This is a genomic window from Caulobacter segnis ATCC 21756 (assembly GCF_000092285.1).
Classification (GTDB): Bacteria; Pseudomonadota; Alphaproteobacteria; order Caulobacterales; family Caulobacteraceae; genus Caulobacter; species Caulobacter segnis.
This window is the reverse complement of record NC_014100.1, coordinates 2508835-2525847: the sequence shown is the minus strand read 5'-3', so window position 1 is coordinate 2525847 and position 17013 is coordinate 2508835. Positions and strand designations below refer to the sequence as shown.

Below are 17013 nucleotides of genomic sequence, written 5' to 3'. Positions count from 1 at the left end.
CGCCCCGAGGCGGGGGTCTTGATCGCCCCCGGAACGAACATGGGATTTCGCCTGGGCGCCTACAAGCTGAGCATTTCTAGGCTTCGGCGCAGAAAAAAACGGCGCGGATTGCTCCGCGCCGTTCTCTTGAAACGTTCAGAACCCTGACGGGTCTTAGGCTTCGTAGTGGTCGCCTTCGAACGAACCGGCGCCGCCTTCCGCCATGTCTTGGGCGGCTTCGGCTTCGGCCGCGCGATCTTCCTCGAACTGCGAGTTGATCACGTTCTCGCCGCGCGCTTGGCGCTCGGCTTCGTCGGCGCTGCGCGCGATGTTCAGGGTGACCGTGATGGTCACTTCCGCGTGCAGCTTCACCTTCACTTCGTGGACGCCGAGCGTCTTGATCGGCTTGTCCAGGACGACCATCGAGCGGTCGACCTTGCCGCCTTCGGCGCGGATGGCGTCAGCCACGTCGCGACCGGCGACCGAACCGTACAGCTGGCCGCTTTCGCCAGCCTGACGGATCAGGACGTATTGCGTGCCGTCCAGCGACTCGCCGTTCTTTTCGGCGGATTCGCGGTTCTTGACGTTGCGGGCTTCGATCTCAGCGCGCTGAGCTTCGAAGGTGGCCAGGTTCGCCTTGGTGGCGCGCAGGGCCTTGCCGCGGGGCAGCAGGTAGTTCCGGGCGAAGCCGTCCTTGACGGTGACTTCGTCGCCGAGGACGCCGGTGCCTTCAACGCGTTCGAGCAGAATGACTTTCATCGTGGCGTCTCCCTTACTTCACGACGTAGGGGAGCAGAGCCAGGAAGCGGGCGCGCTTGATGGCCTTGGCCAGTTCGCGTTGCTTCTTGGCCGACACCGCGGTGATGCGCGACGGCACGATCTTGCCGCGTTCGGAGACGTAGCGCTGCAGCAGCTTCACGTCCTTGTAGTCGATCTTCGGCGCGTTGGCGCCCGAGAACGGGCACACCTTGCGGCGACGGAAGAACGGACGGCGGGCGCCGCCAGCGGCGGCGGCCGGAGCGCCGACTTCGGGAGCAGTCGTATCGGTCATGATCTATTTCTCCCTTACGCCTGAGCGCCGAAATCTTCGCGCGGACGCTCGGGGCGGTCGCCGCGATCGCGACGGGCCAGCACGGGCGACAGCTCGAGGTCCAGCTCTTCCACGCGGATGGTCATGAAGCGCAGCACATCTTCGTTGATGAGCAGCTGGCGCTCCATTTCCTTCACGGCCGGCGCCGGGGCGTCGATCGCGAGCAGGGAATAGTGACCCTTGCGGTTCTTCTTGATGCGGTAGGTGAGGTTACGCAGGCCCCAGTACTCGATCTTGGCGATGTGACCGCCATTCTCTTCGATGAGGGCTTTGAGTTGCTCGTTCAGAGCTTCGGCCTGTTGCGGCGAGATATCCTGCCGCGCGATGACCACGTGTTCGTAGAACGCCATGTTTTCCTTCTTCCGTTGTGGAAGGCGGCGCGGACGACGACGGAAGTCCGTCGACCACGATGGATCCGGCACGCCGAGCGGGGAGAACCCCGGTCCCGGATGGGTGCGTGCAAGACCGCTCTTCCGTGAGAACGCGCGCTATTACAGAAGATGGGGCCGAAAGGCAAGCCGGATCGGGGTTTGCCTCGAATGTCGGCGCCGGCTTTATCGGTCATACAAATGACCGCCTAGGGGGTTCAACCTCATGGGCGGGTATGCTAGCAGGCGAGTATGGGGATGAAGTCACGCTTCACGATCGTGCTCGCGACGGCGTTTGCCGTCGGCGGACCCGCGTGCGCCGAACTTATCCAGAAGCCGAACATGTCGGTCTCCGCCAAGGACGGTCGCTTTGCCGGCTACTCGGCGGCGCTGCCGCTGGACCTGTCCACCGACACCCAGAAGGTGGCCCTGACGGTCAAGAGCGCCGGGACGATCGAGAATCCGACCTACGGTCTTGATCTCAACCTGACCCAAAAGCCCGATGACGACCGCATCGGTCAGCGATCCTTGGCGCTGGGGGCCACATGGAACGACCGCGAGGCCCAGGTCCGCTCGTCGATGTCGAAGATGTTCGGCTTTGGCCTGCTGCCGCGCGCCAACTATGTCCGGGTCTCGATGGACATGGACGCTAGCCAGGCGGTCGCTGTGCCCAGCAAGGTCCCGGTCGCTCGGGCCAACATCCGATCGTCCTTGACCCTGGAAGGCCGGCCGATCGGCTCGATCGCCTTTGGCGGCGGCTCGCGGGGCGAGGAGGGCGTCGATCTCTCCCTCACGCGCCCCTTCGACATCCCCGCCGAGTTCACGGTCAGCCTGCGCGGCGTCAACACCGACCGTGAACAGTGGCGCCTGCAGGACGCCCGCGCCATGGTCAAGCTGGTGAAGGCGAGCTGGTAGCCTCCAGCTTGCGCGACTTACGGCGCGTGATCTCGGCGAAGCGTTTCAGATACTCCGGGTGCTCGGTGCCCATCAGCTTGTCCCACCAGGTGAAATAGAGGCCGTAGTTCCAGCCCGCCTGGGCGTGGTGCAGGTCGTGGTGGGTCACCGTCGTCAGCCAGGGGATCAGCGGCCGGCCATCCTTGCGGGCCGGAAACAGCTCGTATCCCGAGTGACCGATCGTGTTGCGGACGATTTGGTGCAGCATGAACAGGCCTACGACCGGCCACTGGGTCGGGACGAGGATCATCCACAGCGGCACGAAGACGCCGTTGATGAAGGCCTCGCCCAGGTCGAAGCTGTAGGCGGTGAAGGGCGAGGGGTTGTTCGACCGGTGGTGCCGTCGGTGGAAGGTCCGGAACAGGCGCCGATCGTGGATCAGCCGATGCGTCCAGTAGAACCAGGCGTCGTGGGCGACGATCATCAGAACCAAGCTCGTCCAGAACCAGACCGGGCCCCAGCTCCGGGCGATGTAGGGACCCGGCAGCAGCCCCGCCCGGAACAGGCCGAAGGTCAGAAGGCCCACGGTCGAGAAGATCATGATCGATCGGATCGAGACCGCGAATTCCACGAGCAACTGGCGGGCGGGCGGGCGGCCGTCGCGGATCTTGCGGCTCGCCAACGGCGCGGCCAGCACGACCCAGAGGGTCAGCCAGACGCCGACCGAGAAGATCACGTAGCGGGTCACGTCGATCTGCATGCCGCCCAGCCAGTGACCGGCGAAGGCGATGAGAGTGTCGAGCATCTGCGGGGCTCCTTGGCGATGAACCCCGCCAGGGAAAGCGTCGGCCGTCCAGTTGGTCTCGCCGCCCGCGAAATCAGGCGCGTTTGTCGGCTTTCGACGGGGTTTGCCCGGTTTCGACCAGTCTCAGATGGGCGATCGCCGGCGTCGCCTGCTGGCGCCAGGCGGTTGGGGTGACCCCGACGGCGGCGCGGAAGGCGCGGTTGAACGGCCCCAGCGAACCGAAGCCCAGCTCATAGGCGATGGTCGAGACCGACTTCAGGGCCAGTTCCGGGTCGGCCAAGGCGACCTTGGCGGCTTCGATCCGCCGGCCGTTGACGTAGTCGGCGAAGTTGCGGTGGCCCAGCGCGCCGTTGATCAGCTTGCGAAGACGGTGCTCTGGCGCGCCGACCAGCGCCGAGAGGCTTCCGATCGACAGGTCCTCGCCGCGCCAGACCTCGGTCTCGTCCATGGCCTTGTCCAGCCGGGCCAGGATCAGGCGGTCGGCGGGCGTGAGGTCGAGCGGCTTGCGCGAAGCCAACCCCGCGGGCGTCTCGCTCTGGGCGACCAGTTGCGGTTCGGCGCGCAAGAGGACCAGCGTCGTGCCCAGGGCCAGGACGGCGAGAAGGGCGGCCTGCGCCACATCCACCGAGGCGGGGGGGAGGGTGTTCAGCCAGCCCATGTCCCTGGCGGCCACCTCCAGCACATAGAGACGCAGGCCGACACGGCGAGAATCGGCCTCAGCCGACGACGCTGCGCGACGAGGTCGCCGCGCCAACCCCGCCAGGCCACCACAAGGATGTGCGTCACCATCATCATCTGCATGGCGACATACCCGCCCCAAATAGTCTCGCACCAAGCCTTCGGCGCGACCTGGGCCGCGAGCCAGAATAGGAAGGCGGCCGCGGGCGCCGCGAACCGCCAGAGGGGCGGACGAGGCCGGTCCTCCAGCAAGTCCAGCGCGAACATCCAGAAAAGCCCCGCTCCGATGACCGAGGCGGCCCACACGGGATCAAATCTCTTGAGCTCCGGGCCCCACGCCGTGACGACATGAGCGATGACGCCCAGGAAGAAGGCCGCGCCGAGCCAGCGGGTCAGGGAAGGGCGGGGCGTCGCGACCAGCACGAGCCCGCTGGCGGCGAAGCCTCCGATGGCGACGCCGCGGATGATCGCTTCGATTTCCGAGAGATCGGTCATGGCCGATCATGGCCGCCAGCGCGCGCGAGCTTCAACCCGCGCGGCTGGTTGAAACCCAAAAACGCTCGCTATTTCTTGGCGTTGTAGGCCTTCACCGCGCCCATGGTCTGGGTCACATGGCCCATGAAGTTGCCGTCGGTGTAGGACAGCAGGATCTTGCCGTCCGGCGCGATCACGTACGAGGTGCGGTTCGACCAGTCCGGCTTCACCGCCAGGGCGACGTCGTAGTTTTTCACCAGAGCCTTGTCGGCGGCGGCGACCGCGAACTTGTCGCGGCAGTGCTCCTTGGAGAAGTCCTTGATGCGGTCGACATTGCCGGCCGTGACGCCGATCACCGTGGCGCCCAGCTTCTCGAACTCGGGCGTGGCTTCGGCGAACTCGTGCGCCTCGGCGGTGCAGCCGGCGGTGTAGGCGGCCGGGAAGAAGTAGAGCACGACCGGGCCCTTCTTCAGCGCCTTGGCCAGGCTGAAATCGAAGTCCTTGCCGGCCAGGGCCGCTTTGGCGCTGAAGTCCGGCGCCTTGTCGCCGACCTTCAGGGCGGCCAGGGCGGGGGACGCGAAGGCGAGGGCGGCTGCGGCGACACCGGCGAGAACAGTCTTCATGGCGCGACTCCGAGGAATGATGGTCCAGCTACGTGGGCGTGCGCACTTTGGACGTGGCCGCGATGATTGCAAGCGCTGGTCGCCTCGCGCCGCCGCACTTGCCCGCCGGCCGGCTTTACCCTAACCCTCCCGGCCTTGAATCTACAAAGAACGGAGCGGGCTTAGATGAGCATCGCCTTCATTTTTCCCGGCCAAGGCAGCCAGTCGGTCGGCATGGGCGTGGATCTCGCCGAGGCCTTCGCCTCCGCGCGCGAGGTCTTCCAGGAGGTCGACGACGCCCTGGGCCAGAAGCTTTTCGCCCTGATGAAGGAAGGCCCCGAGGGCGACCTGACGCTGACCGAAAACGCTCAGCCGGCCCTGATGGCGGTCAGCCTGGCCGTCACCCGCACGCTGGAGAAGGAATTCGGCGTCGGGATCGACAAGGCCGCCTTCGTCGCGGGCCATTCCCTGGGTGAATATTCGGCCCTGGCCGCCGCCGGCGCCATCAGCCTGTCCGACACCGCGCGCCTCCTGAAGCTGCGCGGCCAGGCCATGCAGCGCGCCGTCCCGGTGGGCGAGGGCGCTATGGCCTCGCTGATCGGTCCCAAGACCGACCTGGCCTTGGCCGAGGAAGCCGCCAAGGCGGGTTCGGAAGTCGGCGTCTGCGTCGTCGCCAACGACAACAACAACGGCAATGTCGTGATCTCGGGCGCCAAGGCCGCCGTCGACAAGGCCATCGAGAAGGCCAAGGAGCTGGGCGCGCGGGCCATTCCGCTGAACGTCTCGGCGCCCTTCCACTGCCCGCTGATGCAGCCGGCGGCCGACGAGATGGCCGAGGCGCTGGCCAAGACGACGATCCTGGCCCCGCGCGCGCCGCTGGTGGCCAACGTCACCGCCGCCCCGGTCCACGACCCCGACGTCATCCGCAAGCTGCTGGTCGAGCAGGTCACCGGCCGCGTCCGCTGGCGCGAGAGCATGACCTGGCTGGCGACCCAGGGCGGCGTCACCCGCTTCGCCGAGGCCGGCGCCGGCAAGGTTCTCTCGGGCATGGCCAAGCGCATCGCGCCGGACGCCGAGGCGACGCCGCTGAACACGCCCGCCGATCTCGAAGCCTTCGCGGCCTCGCTCTAAGTCCAAGGAAAGCCGAACATGTTCGACCTCACCGGCAAGACCGCCCTCGTCACCGGCGCCACCGGCGGCATCGGCGGCGCCATCGCCCGCGCCCTGCACGCCCAGGGCGCGCATGTCGTGCTCTCCGGCACCCGCGAATCGGCCCTGGCCGAGCTGAAGGCGGAACTGGGCGACCGCGCCTCGACCGTCGTTGCCAATCTTTCGGACGCCGAGCAGGTCGACGGCCTGGTCGCCAAGGCCGAGGAAGCCGCCGGCGCGCCGCTCGATATCGTGATCGCCAACGCCGGCATCACCCGCGACGGCCTGATCGTGCGCATGAAGGACGAGGACTGGGACACCGTGATCAAGGTGAACCTGGAAGGCTATTTCCGCCTCTCGCGCGCCGCCGCAAAGGGCATGATGAAGCGCCGCGCCGGCCGCATCATCGGCATCACTTCGATCGTGGGCGTCACGGGTAACCCCGGCCAGACCAATTACGCCGCCTCCAAGGCCGGAATGATTGGGTTTTCCAAGGCTTTGGCCCAGGAACTGGCCAGCCGCGGCGTGACCGTCAACTGCGTGGCCCCCGGCTTCATCGCCAGCCCGATGACCGACGCCCTGAACGATCAGCAGAAGGCCGGCATCCTCTCGACGATTCCCGCCGGCAAGCTGGGCGAGGGGAGTGACATCGCCGCGGCCTGTGTTTACCTGGCCAGCGACGAGGGCGGTTACGTCACCGGTCAGACCCTGCACGTCAACGGCGGCATGGCGATGATCTAAGCCGTCCCCGTTCCTTTGTCGGCGACCCGCTAGTAAGCCGAAAAGGAACGTGATAGGCGGTGCCCGACAATTCCTGCGGAAAGCGGGCGCTTCGCCTGTCTGCCCGCAGTCCGAAATTTCATAACGAGGGACTGAACAGAATGTCCGACATTCTCGAGCGCGTGCGTAAGATCGTCATCGAGCACCTGGATGCCGATCCCGAGAAGGTCACCGAGAAGGCTTCCTTCATCGACGACCTGGGCGCCGACAGCCTCGACAACGTCGAGCTGGTGATGGCGTTCGAAGAAGAGTTCGACATCGAAATCCCGGACGACGCCGCCGAGCACATCCAGACGGTTGGCGACGCCGTGAAGTTCATCACGGAAAAGACCGCCTAAGAGGCGTCGAGTTCGCGCGAGCGAACCTGACCATTTCCGCCGCGTCGCACGGGCTCTTGCCATCGTGCGCGCGGCGGTTTTCGTTTGAGGCCAAGATTCGCGAGTGGCGCGGCCTTGGGGAGCTCCCCACATACCGCCCTCCGCGTCGAAGGTTGGGAGTGATCCATGCGTAGAGTCGTCGTCACCGGGCTGGGCCTGCTGACCCCTCTGGGCCAGGGCGTTGATATCACCTGGAAGAACATTCTGGCCGGCAAGTCCGGCGCGAACCGCATCACGGCCTTCGATCCGACCGAGTATGCCTGCCAGGTCGCGTGCGAAGTGCCGCGCGTCGACGGTCGCGGCGGCGGCGGTCCGGATGTCGAGGGCAGCTTCGATCCCGACCAGACCATGAGCCCGCGCGACCAGAAGCGCGTGGACGACTTCATCCTCTACGGCATCGCCGCCGCCGACGAGGCCATCAAGGATTCGGGCTGGGTTCCGGAAACCGACGAACAGAAGTGGCGCACGGGCGTCATCCTGGGCTCGGGCATCGGCGGCCTGTCGACGATCGCTGACACCGCCCTGGAGCTGGAGGCCAAGGGGCCCCGTCGGGTCAGCCCGTTCTTCATCTCCTCGGCCCTGATCAACCTGATCTCGGGCCAGGTCTCGATCAAATACGGCTTCAAGGGCCCCAACCACGCGGTCGTGACGGCCTGCGCCACCGGCGCCCACGCCATCGGCGACGCCGCGCGTCTGATCAAGTACGGCGACGCGGACGTGATGATCGCCGGCGGCGCCGAGGCGGCTGTCTGCAAGGTCGGCGTCGCCGGCTTCATCGCCTGCCGCGCCATGGCCACGTCGTTCAACGACACGCCCGAAAAGGCCTCGCGTCCCTATGACAAGGACCGCGACGGCTTCGTGATGGGCGAGGGCGCCGGCGTGATGGTGCTGGAAGAGTACGAGCACGCCAAGGCGCGCGGGGCCAAGATCTACGCCGAAGTCGTCGGCTACGGCCTGTCGGGCGACGCCCACCACATCACCGCGCCGTCGGAAGACGGCGAAGGCGGCTTCCGCGCCCTGTCGGCGGCGGTCAAGGACGCGGGCCTGAAGCCCTCGGACATCGACTACGTCAACGCCCACGGCACCTCGACCATGGCCGACGGCCTGGAAGCGGGCGCCGTCGAGCGCTTTCTGGGCGATCACGCCAAGAACGTCGTCATGTCCTCGACCAAGTCGATGACCGGCCACCTCCTGGGCGCGGCCGGCGCGATCGAGGGCATCTTCTCGGTGCTGGCGATCCGCGATCAGATCGCGCCGCCGACCATCAACCTCGACAACCCTGACGTCCACGTCGCCATGAACCTGGCGCCGAACAAGGCCGTGCCGCACAAGATCGACGTGGCCGTGTCCAACAGCTTCGGCTTCGGCGGCACCAACGCCACGGTCGTGTTCAAGAAGGTCTCGTGAGCAAGAAGCCGTCTCCCCGCAAGAAGACCACGCGGGGCAAGTCCTCCCGCCGGGAGACCGCGTCGGCCGCCAGCCGGCTGACGCGCGGCCTGCTGGGCGCCGTCGCCACCTTCGTGGCGGTCGGCGTCCTGGCCGTTCTGGCCGCCCTTTGGGTCTATAACGGACCTGGGCCGGCCGCGACGTCGGGCGAGACCACCACCGTCGTCCTGCGCAAGGGCTCCAGCCTGCCGGAAATCGCCGCCAGCCTGGAAAAAGGCGGGGTGATCGGCTCGTCCTCGATCTTCATGACCGCCGCCAAGCTGACCGGCGCGGCGCGCACGCTGAAGGCCGGCGAATACGAGTTCAAGTCGCGCGCCTCGATGGCCTCGGTCCTCGACGCCATCCGTCGCGGCCGCATCGTGCGCCATTGGATCACCGTTCCCGAGGGCCTGACCTCGGACATGGTGATGGATATCCTCAACAAGTCCGTCGTCCTGACCGGCGAGGCGGCGACGCCGCCGGAAGGCGCGATCCTGCCCGAGACCTACGAGGTCCAGCGTGGCGAGGACCGCGCCGCCGTCCTGCAGCGGATGATGGACGACCGCGACAAGGTTCTGAACGCCCTGTGGGCGAGCCGAGCGCCTGGGCTGCCGTTCTCGTCCAAGGAAGAGGCCGTGATCCTGGCCTCGATCGTCGAGAAGGAAACCGGCCTGCCGGAAGAGCGCCCCCGCGTGGCGGCGGTCTTCGTCAACCGCCTGCGCACCGGCATGCGCCTGGGCTCGGACCCGACCATCATCTACGGCATCTCGCGCGGTCGCCCGCTGGGGCGCGGCATCCTGCTGTCCGAACTGCGCCGCCCGACGCCTTACAACACCTATCTGATCGCCGGCCTGCCGCCGACCCCCATCGCCAATCCGGGCCGCGCGGCCCTGGCGGCGGTGCTCAATCCGCTGAAGACGGGTGATCTCTACTTCGTCGCCGACGGTACGGGCGGACACGTCTTCGCCTCGACGCTGGAGCAGCACAACGCCAATGTCGTCAAGTGGCGACAGATCGAGCGCCAGCGCGCCGCCAAGACGGGGGGCTGAGCCGATGCCGCTGTCCGGAATGACCGGCTTTTCCCGGGTCGAGGGCGCGCACGGCGCCTGGTCCTGGTCCGTCGAGGCCCGCAGCGTCAACGGCCGCAATCTCGAGACCCGCTTCCGGGGCCCGCCCGGCTTCGAGGGCCTTGAGCGCGCCGCCCGCGATGGGTCGCAGGCGCGCTTCCAGCGCGGCCAGGTGACCCTTGGCGTCCAGGCCAAGCGCGCCGAAAGCGGCGGCGAGACCAAGGTCAACATCCAGGTTCTGGAGCGCTACCTGACCGCCGGCGGCCCCTATGTCGCCACCGGCATGGTCGCCAAGCCCTCGCTGGACGGCCTGCTGGCCCTGAAGGGCGTCATCGAGGCGCGCGAGGACGAGGATGACGCCGAGACCCGCGCCGCCGTCGAGGCCGCCATGGCCGCCTCGATCGGCCAGGCGCTGGACGGGCTCAAGTCGGCGCGTCTGGAGGAAGGCGCGGCCCTGTCGCCGGTGCTGCATGGCCTGGTCGACCGGATCGAGGACCTGAACCGTCAGGCCGAGAGCGAGGCCGCCGGTCAGCCTTCGGTGCTGAAGGAGCGCTTCGCCCGCCGCATGGCCGAGCTGATCGGCGAGGGCGCGGCCGAGGAGCGCATCGTCCAGGAGGCCGCGGCCCAGGCCGTGAAGGCCGACGTGCGCGAAGAACTGGACCGCCTGGCCAGCCACGTCGCCGCCGCGCGTGGGCTCCTGGCGGGCGAGGGCGCGTCGGGCCGCCGGCTCGACTTCCTCTCTCAGGAATTCATGAGAGAATCCAATACCCTCTGCTCGAAATCGGCCCTGACCGCCCTGACCGCGATCGGTCTGGAGCTCAAGGCCGTGATCGAGCAGTTCCGTGAGCAGGTCCAGAACGTTGAATAAGCCCCATCACCCCACGCGCGGCCTGCTCTTGATGGTCGTCGCGCCGTCCGGCGTCGGCAAGACCTCGCTGACCCGTCGCCTGGTCTCCGACCACAACGACCTGCACCTGTCGATCAGCGCCACGACCCGCGAACCGCGTCCGGGCGAGCATGACGGGCGTGACTATCATTTCGTGACGCGGGAGCGCTTCAAGGAGATGATCGACCAGGACGCCTTCCTGGAGTGGGCCGAGGTCTACGGGAACTACTATGGCAGCCCCAAGCCGCCGATCATGCAGGCCCTGGAGCGGGGCGAGAGCGCCCTGTTCGACATCGACTTCCAGGGCGCGATGAAGGTTCACGCCCAGGCCAAGCAGGACAGCGTGCTGGTCTATATCCTGCCGCCGTCGCTGGCCGAGATGAGCCGCCGGCTGCACACGCGCAGCCAGGACAGCGAGGAAGTCATCCACCGTCGCCTGTCGCGCGCCAAGGACGAGGTCGCGGCCTGGGAGCAGTTCGACTACGTCATTCTGAATGATGATTTCGATCGCGCGTACGCGGATCTGGCCCACATCTACCACGCCGAACGGCTGAAGCGGTCGCGCAACCCGTGGATCGGCAATCTGGTGGGCGATCTCCTCAAAGAAGAGATCTAGAGGGATCAGCGGCGGGCCGCGAAGGGCCCGCCGCCGCGAGCCGGGGCGCTAGAGGGCGCGACGGCTGAAGATCAAGTGATAGATCGCCAGCACGACGATGGCGCCGACGGTGGCGACCAGCAGGCTGTAGAGGTTGAAGCCTGAGACGCCGCTGTTGCCGAATTGGTTGAACAGCCAGCCGCCGACGAACGCGCCGACGATGCCGAGCACGATATCCAGCAGCAGGCCGCTGCCGGAGCGGTTGACGAGCTTGCTGGCGATGAAGCCGGCGATCAGGCCGAGAAGAAGCCAGGCGAGAATGGACATCGTAGGGACTCCTTGGACGGCCGCCCTGCGCGACCTTGTCCAAAAAAGGCTCAACGGCGCCGTTAGTTCCCGCGCATGCGCTCCTGAACGATCGCGATCAGCTTCTCGGCGGGCGCACGGCCCAGGGCGATGAACAGGCCAGAGCCCAGAATGGCCCCGATCAGAAAAGACAAGCTCACGCGAGAACTCCCCTACGACTGGTGTCCTCTATTGCAGGTCGTCGATGGCCAAGCCAAGGCGACAACGAGGCGCTGCGACGATCGGTCTTGCCCTGCTCAAACCCTGGTCGTGGCGAGAATGGTGAGCACACAACTCAGGCCTTCCGGCGCGTAGTCGAAGGTCGCCGAGCCCGCGAGCTCGCCCTTGAGGCTGGCGGCGACGAGACGCGAGCCGAAACCCTTGCGCTGGGGCGGGCTCACCGGCGGTCCGCCGACCTCTTCCCAACGGATTTCGGCTCGGGCGCGCCCTTCGCGCCGCCAGACGATGGTCACCCGGCCGGCCTCGCGCGTCAGGGCCCCGTATTTCGAAGCATTGGTGGCCAGCTCGTGGAAGATCATCGCGAGAGCCACGGCGCTATTGGGAGAGAGCGGCAGCGGCGGCCCCTCCAAGGTCACCTGAGAAGCGTAGGGTTGCAGCGTCTCGGCGAGGATTTCACCAAGATCCGCGCCTTCCCAGCTGCGGCGGGTCAGGAGATCATGAGCGCTGGCCAGGGCGTGGATACGGTCGTTGAACTGCCGCAGACCCAGCAGGCCGCCGTCCCGCAGGCTGTGTCGGGCCAGCGACTGAACGACGACCAGGGTGTTTTTCACCCGGTGGTTCAGCTCGTTGATCATCAATTGCTGGCGCTCCGCCGCTTGGCTCGCCTCGTCCTCGCGGCGGCGCAGAACGTCGGCGGCGGCCCGGAGCGATCGGCGCACCTCGGCGATCTCCAACAGGTGGGAGCGCGCCGGGTCCAGGGGGGCGCCGGCCGCCAGGGTTTCGGCCTCGCCAACCAGGGTGCGGACGTCGCGCGATATGGGACGGGCGAAGCCGAAGGCGGCGGCCACCGCCAGGGCGATCATCAGGGCCGCGCCGGCCAGGGCGGGGCCCAGCGAACCGAGGACGGCCCGATCGACCTCTCCGCGCGGCACGCCGACGATGAAAGTCCAGCCGTAGGTCGACGAGCGGCTGAAGGCGGATAGCGTGGCGATGCTGTCCAGGGTGTGGGTGTAGACGACACCGTCATTAGCGCGGGCCATCGCCTTGCGCATCTCGGCGCTGGCCTGTCTGCCCAGCATCTTCTCCTGGTCGCGCGAGCGCGCCACCACCGCAGCGTTCCGGTCGACGATGCTGGCGGTCCAGCTTTCGGGAAAGCCTTGGGCGGCCATGAGAGCGTGGAAGGCCGACGGGTTCTGCATGTAGCCCAGCACCAGCAGTCGTCCCCTGACCAGCACAGGCATGTTGACCCCCAGGATGGGCGTTTTGCCGGGCCGGGGGATCAGGTTGCTGACGTTAGATTTGCCCGTGGTCATCTCCTGCCAGGAGTGGGGCGTGATCGGGGCCACGGGTGTCGGCTGACCGGGCGGGATTCGCGTATTGATCAACTGGAGGTCCGGTGTCATCAGCACGATCCAGCCGTCACGCCCTTGCGTGGCCTCTCTCGCCTGCCTCTCGAAGGTCTTGAGGTCGCCTTCCGCCAAGGCCGTCGACACCGCCAGGCCCTGCAGGATGCTCTGGCCTTGTCCGATCTGGCGATCGGTCGCGAGCGAAAGCGCTCGCGTCATGGCGGTCAGTTGGGTGGCGAAGCGGCGCTGGCCTTCGGCGTATTGCGTGGCGACGAGCAGGCCCATCAGCAGGATGGCCGGCGCGGCCAGCGTCAGCGCCATGAACAGAAGTCTTCGCGCGACTGTCGAAGGCGCGTTCAACGCACGTCTTGTGGTCACGTTCGCCCCGCTAATCCCCGGCGCAAGCTGGAGATCAGCGGCTCCACCGTCAATAGGCTTTTGAGGGACTTTACCCGTGCTGCGTGACCAGCATCCTGAGCGTCATGAGCTGCGGGCGGCGCGGGCTTCGCTAACGCGGTCGGCCGACGCCTGCGCGGCCTCGGACATCCGGCCATGCCCGATCATCGAGGCCTTCCAGCGGCCTAGGCGAGGGTCGCCTTCGCCAGGGCCAAGAAGCCGGCGAGGTCGATGACCTCCGCGCGGGCGTCGGGACTGATTCCGGCCTTCTCGCAGAGCTCGCCGCCGCCGAGGGCCTTGAGGCTGGAGCGCAGCATCTTGCGGCGCTGGCCGAAGGCGGCGGCCGTGACCCGCTCCAACGCCGCGACGATCTCGGCCGGCGGCGGATCCTGGCGCGGGACCAGGCGAACCACGGCCGAAGCGACCTTGGGCGGCGGCGTGAAGGCCTTGGCCGGCAGGTCCATGACCGTCTTGGCCTCGCAAAGGGTCTGGGCGATCACCGCCAAGCGGCCGTAGGCGTCGTCGTCCGGCTGGGCGACGATGCGGTCGGCGACTTCCTTCTGGAACATCAGGGTCATCGACAGCGGCCGGAAGGGCCCCGTGAGCCAGTTGATCAGAAGCTGGGTGCCGACATTGTAGGGAAGGTTGGAGACCACATGCGCTGGTCCTCCGGCCGCCTGCGCGGCGTCGACTTTCAGCGCGTCGCCTTCGACCAGTTCAAGCCGGCCGTCGGCCACTTCGGCCACCTCGGAGAGCAGGGGCAGGAAGCGGCTGTCCTTCTCGATCGCCACGACGCGGGCGCCGGTTTCCAGGAGGGCGCGGGTCAGGCCGCCGGGGCCGGGACCGACCTCGACCACGGTGTCGCCTTCGCCGATCTGGGCCAGGCGCGCGATCTTCCGCGTGACGTTCAGGTCCAGCAGGAAGTGCTGGCCGAAGCTCTTGCGCGCCATCAGGTCGTGGCGCTCCAGGGCCTCGCGCAGCGGCGGCAGGTCGGCCAGGCTCATCGTCTAAGTCTCCCCCTGTTATCCGAAGGATAAACAGGCTCATTCGGATAATTAGAGCATGATGGCCGCCGAAACCGGCAGCCACTTTCGGCTATCATGCTCTAGCCGCCGCGGCGGGCGGCGATCTGCGCCGCCAGCTGGATGGCGGCGATCAGGCTATCGGGGCGGGCGAGGCCGCGTCCAGCGATGTCGAAGCCCGTGCCGTGGTCGGGCGAGGTCCGCACGATCGGCAGGCCCAGGGTGACGTTCACGCCGCCCCAGAAGTCCAGCATCTTCACCGGGATCAGGGCCTGATCGTGGTACATGCACAGCACCCCGTCGTAGCGGGCCCGGGCCTCGGCGTGGAACAGGGTGTCGGCGGGCGAGGGGCCGATCGCGTCGACCCCCCGGTCGCGGAGGGCCTGCACGGCCGGCCCGATGATCTCGATCTCCTCGCGCCCGATCGCGCCGCCTTCGCCCGCGTGCGGATTGAGGCCCGCGACCGCCAGGCGCGGCGCGGCTACGCCAAAGTCGCGACGCAGGGCGTCGGCGGTCACCAGCGCAGTATTGACGATCCCCTCAATGGTCAGAGCGCCAGGGACCTTGGCGATTGGCGTGTGGATGGTCGCCAGGGTCGTGCGCAGGTCGCCGGCCGTCAACATCATCACCGGGCCCCGCGGGCCCTCGAAGCGCTCGGCGGCGGTCAGTTCGGCGAGGAACTCGGTGTGGCCGGGGAACTTGAAGCCGGCGTCGTAGAGCGGCGCCTTGGCGATGGGGGCGGTGACGAGACCAGAGACTTCGCCCGACAGCGCCAGCCCCACGCCGGTCTCGATCCAGCGGATCACCTGCGGCGCGTAGGCGGGCGAGGGCTGGCCCGCGACCACCGGGGAGAGGAGGGGAATATCGATGACTGGCAAGGCGTCGGCGAAGACGTCCAGCGCTTCGCGCGGGCGCGTCACCGCCTGAACTTTCACCCCGGCGCCGGCCGAGGCCAGCAGCTGCGCATCGCCGATCACGACGAAGGGCGGTCCAGCCTCGCGAAGCGTGCGCCAAGCCTTGGCGATGATCTCTCCGCCGACGCCGGCCGGATCGCCGGCGCTGAGAGCGAGCGGGCGGATCGTCACCGGGTCTCGATGGTCGCCTGGTTGCGCAGGTCGCGCAGGTAGCGCTTGGAGATCAGCGCCAGCTGCTGGCCACGCAGGCGGTTTTCGATCTGGTCGTGCGTGGGCGCGTTGGCTCCGCCCTGACGCTTGCCGCAGACGGCGATCAGGTGAAGACCGGCGTCCGTGCGGATCGGATCGGAGATCTGGCCGATGTCCAGCTTGCTGGCCGCTTCCTGGAACGCGGGGGCGAGGTCGGTGATCTCGGCCTCGCCGAGGTCGCCGGCGACCAGGCCGTCGACCTTACCGGCGACGGTTTCCAGCGTCTGGCAGCTGTTGATCTTGGGCCTGAGGTCCGTCAGCAGCTTGGTGGCGGCCGCAACCTGGGCCTCGGTGGCGTCGGCCGGCAGCGGCGCGGCGACCTGCTTGAGGTCGACAATGGCGGTCTTCGAGCCCGCGCGCTTGTCGCGCAGATAGATGATGTAGACGCCGTCCTTGACCTGGATCGGGCGCGACAGCTGGCCGGGACGCAGCTGCTCGAGGGCTTCGTCGACCTCCGTGGGCATCTCGCCCTGATTGACCCAGCCCACGTCGCCGCCGTTGGCCGCGGTGGCCGAGCCCGAGAACTGACGCGCCACGGCCGCGAAGGGCGCGCCTTGCTGCATTTGGGCGATCAGTTGCGCGGCGCCGTTCACGGCGACTTCCATGCCGCCCACGCGGCTGGCGTCCAGGAAGACTTCGCTGATCTGGTACTGCGGCTTGGCCGCCGATTCGGCGAGGCGGCGCTGATAGGCCTTGATCTGGTCCTCGCCGATCCGAAGGCGCGAACCGTAGCGGCCTTGAATCCACGACTGCCAGCTGGAGTCCGCGCGCAGCTGGGCGCGCCAGGTGTCCAGGCCGATGCCTTGCTGGACCAGCGACTGCTTCAGCTGGTCGGAGGTCATCTTGTTGGATTGGGCGATATCGGCGACCTGCTCGTCGACTTCCTTGTCGGTCGAGATGATCGTGATCTTCTGCTGCTTCTCGACGCGGCGCAGCTCCTGCATCTGCAGGCGCTCGTCGATCAGGGAGCGCAAGGCTTCCTGCTGGATCTGCGGCAGGTTCTCCTGGGTGGGCTGCATGCCCGAGGTGGCCATCAGCAGGCGCATGCGCTGCATCAGGTCGTAGCTGGAGATGATGTCGTCATTGACGACGGCGGCGACGCTTTCCGACAGAGGAGCGGGCGCGGCGGCCTGCGGGGCGGCGGCCGGAGCCTCCACCTGCGGCGGCGCGCCGGCTTGGTCCTGGGCCAGGGCATGCGGGGCGAAGCTCGCCGCCGTCAGGGCCAGAATGGACGCGGCGCCGGCCGCGAAAGTCGTCACGCTACGCGCAGACCGCATGGATAGTGTCGTTCCTCTAGGCCCAGGCCGCCCCCTGGGGAGCGCGGTCGGTTATCATGGTTTCGAAGGCGGCGCGCGCCGAAGCCGGCGTTTTTTCCGTTCGGCCGTCGCCCCG

Annotated in this window: 20 protein-coding genes; 8 read left to right on the top strand and 12 right to left on the bottom strand. The window is 67.7% G+C overall.

What is annotated here, in order from left to right; genetic code table 11:
- Positions 1-153: 153 nt before the first annotated feature.
- Genes rplI through rpsF form a run of 3 tightly spaced genes read right to left on the bottom strand, consistent with a single transcriptional unit; the run spans position 154 to position 1419 of the window.
- Entirely contained in the window at positions 154-738 is a 585-nt protein-coding gene (gene rplI / locus CSEG_RS11615) for a 50S ribosomal protein L9 (RefSeq protein ID WP_013079425.1), read from the bottom strand.
- Between the two features lie 13 nt (positions 739-751).
- Positions 752-1030 (bottom strand): 30S ribosomal protein S18, encoded by a 279-nt coding sequence (gene rpsR / locus CSEG_RS11610; protein ID WP_013079424.1) that lies wholly within the window; start codon positions 1028-1030, stop codon positions 752-754.
- A 14-nt stretch (positions 1031-1044) separates the two neighbouring features.
- Positions 1045-1419 (bottom strand): 30S ribosomal protein S6, encoded by a 375-nt coding sequence (gene rpsF / locus CSEG_RS11605; RefSeq protein ID WP_013079423.1) that lies wholly within the window; start codon positions 1417-1419, stop codon positions 1045-1047.
- 270 nt (positions 1420-1689) lie between these two features.
- On the opposite strand from rpsF, the gene CSEG_RS11600 reads away from it, so the two are divergent.
- Positions 1690-2352, top strand: coding sequence for a hypothetical protein (locus CSEG_RS11600; RefSeq protein ID WP_013079422.1), 663 nt, complete (start codon positions 1690-1692; stop codon positions 2350-2352).
- Here CSEG_RS11600 and CSEG_RS11595 read toward each other — a convergent pair.
- The 4 genes from CSEG_RS11595 to CSEG_RS11585 all read right to left on the bottom strand — a co-directional run bounded on the left by CSEG_RS11595 (position 2327) and on the right by CSEG_RS11585 (position 4911).
- Positions 2327-3136, bottom strand: coding sequence for a sterol desaturase family protein (locus CSEG_RS11595; protein ID WP_013079421.1), 810 nt, complete (start codon positions 3134-3136; stop codon positions 2327-2329). The two genes, CSEG_RS11600 and CSEG_RS11595, sit on opposite strands and share 26 nt — an antisense overlap.
- 73 nt (positions 3137-3209) lie before the next feature.
- Entirely contained in the window at positions 3210-3794 is a 585-nt protein-coding gene (locus tag CSEG_RS23335; RefSeq protein ID WP_244264901.1) for a helix-turn-helix domain-containing protein, read from the bottom strand.
- On the bottom strand, positions 3782-4309 hold the full coding sequence (locus CSEG_RS23330; RefSeq protein WP_244264900.1) for a hypothetical protein: 528 nt from the start codon (positions 4307-4309) through the stop codon (positions 3782-3784). The genes CSEG_RS23335 and CSEG_RS23330 overlap by 13 nt, the downstream gene beginning before the upstream one ends.
- A gap of 68 nt (positions 4310-4377) precedes the next feature.
- Positions 4378-4911 (bottom strand): peroxiredoxin, encoded by a 534-nt coding sequence (locus CSEG_RS11585; protein WP_013079420.1) that lies wholly within the window; start codon positions 4909-4911, stop codon positions 4378-4380.
- Positions 4912-5076: 165 nt separating this feature from the next.
- Here CSEG_RS11585 and fabD point away from each other — a divergent pair, with 165 nt between their 5' ends.
- From fabD to gmk, 7 genes are all read left to right on the top strand, one after another.
- A complete protein-coding gene (fabD, locus tag CSEG_RS11580; protein WP_013079419.1) occupies positions 5077-6021 on the top strand; it encodes an ACP S-malonyltransferase in 945 nt (314 codons plus the stop codon).
- Positions 6022-6039: 18 nt separating this feature from the next.
- Entirely contained in the window at positions 6040-6780 is a 741-nt protein-coding gene (gene fabG, locus CSEG_RS11575; RefSeq protein ID WP_013079418.1) for a 3-oxoacyl-[acyl-carrier-protein] reductase, read from the top strand.
- A 140-nt stretch (positions 6781-6920) separates the two neighbouring features.
- Positions 6921-7157, top strand: a complete 237-nt coding sequence (locus CSEG_RS11570; protein ID WP_004615098.1) for an acyl carrier protein — start codon at positions 6921-6923, stop codon at positions 7155-7157.
- A gap of 165 nt (positions 7158-7322) precedes the next feature.
- The gene (gene fabF / locus CSEG_RS11565) at positions 7323-8603 is read left to right on the top strand and encodes a beta-ketoacyl-ACP synthase II (RefSeq protein ID WP_013079417.1); all 1281 of its coding nucleotides are present in this window, start codon (positions 7323-7325) and stop codon (positions 8601-8603) included.
- Positions 8600-9670, top strand: a complete 1071-nt coding sequence (mltG, locus tag CSEG_RS11560; protein WP_013079416.1) for an endolytic transglycosylase MltG — start codon at positions 8600-8602, stop codon at positions 9668-9670. The genes fabF and mltG overlap by 4 nt, the downstream gene beginning before the upstream one ends.
- Positions 9671-9674: 4 nt before the next feature.
- Complete coding sequence (locus tag CSEG_RS11555) at positions 9675-10556, top strand: YicC/YloC family endoribonuclease (RefSeq protein ID WP_013079415.1); 882 nt, start codon at positions 9675-9677, stop codon at positions 10554-10556.
- Positions 10549-11190 (top strand): guanylate kinase, encoded by a 642-nt coding sequence (gene gmk / locus CSEG_RS11550; protein ID WP_013079414.1) that lies wholly within the window; start codon positions 10549-10551, stop codon positions 11188-11190. The genes CSEG_RS11555 and gmk overlap by 8 nt, the downstream gene beginning before the upstream one ends.
- Before the next feature lie 48 nt (positions 11191-11238).
- Here the strand turns inward: gmk and CSEG_RS11545 are convergent, their stop codons facing one another.
- From CSEG_RS11545 to CSEG_RS11525, 5 genes are all read right to left on the bottom strand, one after another.
- Complete coding sequence (locus CSEG_RS11545; protein WP_013079413.1) at positions 11239-11496, bottom strand: GlsB/YeaQ/YmgE family stress response membrane protein; 258 nt, start codon at positions 11494-11496, stop codon at positions 11239-11241.
- A 275-nt stretch (positions 11497-11771) separates the two neighbouring features.
- Complete coding sequence (locus CSEG_RS11540; protein WP_013079411.1) at positions 11772-13361, bottom strand: sensor histidine kinase; 1590 nt, start codon at positions 13359-13361, stop codon at positions 11772-11774.
- Between the two features lie 260 nt (positions 13362-13621).
- Positions 13622-14440 (bottom strand): 16S rRNA (adenine(1518)-N(6)/adenine(1519)-N(6))-dimethyltransferase RsmA, encoded by an 819-nt coding sequence (rsmA, locus tag CSEG_RS11535; protein WP_013079410.1) that lies wholly within the window; start codon positions 14438-14440, stop codon positions 13622-13624.
- Positions 14441-14541: 101 nt separating this feature from the next.
- The gene (gene pdxA / locus CSEG_RS11530) at positions 14542-15543 is read right to left on the bottom strand and encodes a 4-hydroxythreonine-4-phosphate dehydrogenase PdxA (protein WP_013079409.1); all 1002 of its coding nucleotides are present in this window, start codon (positions 15541-15543) and stop codon (positions 14542-14544) included.
- Complete coding sequence (locus CSEG_RS11525; RefSeq protein ID WP_013079408.1) at positions 15540-16898, bottom strand: peptidylprolyl isomerase; 1359 nt, start codon at positions 16896-16898, stop codon at positions 15540-15542. Before CSEG_RS11525 ends, pdxA begins: the two co-directional genes overlap by 4 nt.
- Positions 16899-17013 lie beyond the last annotated feature (115 nt).

Excerpts from the sequence above, each read along its gene's own strand:
- fabD (WP_013079419.1), top strand. The coding sequence starts at position 5,077 with ATGAGCATCGCCTTCATTTTTCCCGGCCAAGGCAGCCAGTCGGTCGGC.
- rpsF (WP_013079423.1), bottom strand. The coding sequence starts at position 1,419 with ATGGCGTTCTACGAACACGTGGTCATCGCGCGGCAGGATATCTCGCCG.
- rplI (WP_013079425.1), bottom strand. The coding sequence starts at position 738 with ATGAAAGTCATTCTGCTCGAACGCGTTGAAGGCACCGGCGTCCTCGGC.
- CSEG_RS11585 (WP_013079420.1), bottom strand. The coding sequence starts at position 4,911 with ATGAAGACTGTTCTCGCCGGTGTCGCCGCAGCCGCCCTCGCCTTCGCG.
- CSEG_RS23335 (WP_244264901.1), bottom strand. The coding sequence starts at position 3,794 with ATGGGCTGGCTGAACACCCTCCCCCCCGCCTCGGTGGATGTGGCGCAG.
- rsmA (WP_013079410.1), bottom strand. The coding sequence starts at position 14,440 with ATGAGCCTGGCCGACCTGCCGCCGCTGCGCGAGGCCCTGGAGCGCCAC.
- fabF (WP_013079417.1), top strand. The coding sequence starts at position 7,323 with ATGCGTAGAGTCGTCGTCACCGGGCTGGGCCTGCTGACCCCTCTGGGC.
- CSEG_RS11570 (WP_004615098.1), top strand. The coding sequence starts at position 6,921 with ATGTCCGACATTCTCGAGCGCGTGCGTAAGATCGTCATCGAGCACCTG.
- CSEG_RS11555 (WP_013079415.1), top strand. The coding sequence starts at position 9,675 with ATGCCGCTGTCCGGAATGACCGGCTTTTCCCGGGTCGAGGGCGCGCAC.
- CSEG_RS11545 (WP_013079413.1), bottom strand. The coding sequence starts at position 11,496 with ATGTCCATTCTCGCCTGGCTTCTTCTCGGCCTGATCGCCGGCTTCATC.
- CSEG_RS11540 (WP_013079411.1), bottom strand. The coding sequence starts at position 13,361 with ATGGCGCTGACGCTGGCCGCGCCGGCCATCCTGCTGATGGGCCTGCTC.
- CSEG_RS11595 (WP_013079421.1), bottom strand. The coding sequence starts at position 3,136 with ATGCTCGACACTCTCATCGCCTTCGCCGGTCACTGGCTGGGCGGCATG.
- CSEG_RS11600 (WP_013079422.1), top strand. The coding sequence starts at position 1,690 with ATGGGGATGAAGTCACGCTTCACGATCGTGCTCGCGACGGCGTTTGCC.
- CSEG_RS23330 (WP_244264900.1), bottom strand. The coding sequence starts at position 4,309 with ATGACCGATCTCTCGGAAATCGAAGCGATCATCCGCGGCGTCGCCATC.
- rpsR (WP_013079424.1), bottom strand. The coding sequence starts at position 1,030 with ATGACCGATACGACTGCTCCCGAAGTCGGCGCTCCGGCCGCCGCCGCT.
- fabG (WP_013079418.1), top strand. The coding sequence starts at position 6,040 with ATGTTCGACCTCACCGGCAAGACCGCCCTCGTCACCGGCGCCACCGGC.
- CSEG_RS11525 (WP_013079408.1), bottom strand. The coding sequence starts at position 16,898 with ATGCGGTCTGCGCGTAGCGTGACGACTTTCGCGGCCGGCGCCGCGTCC.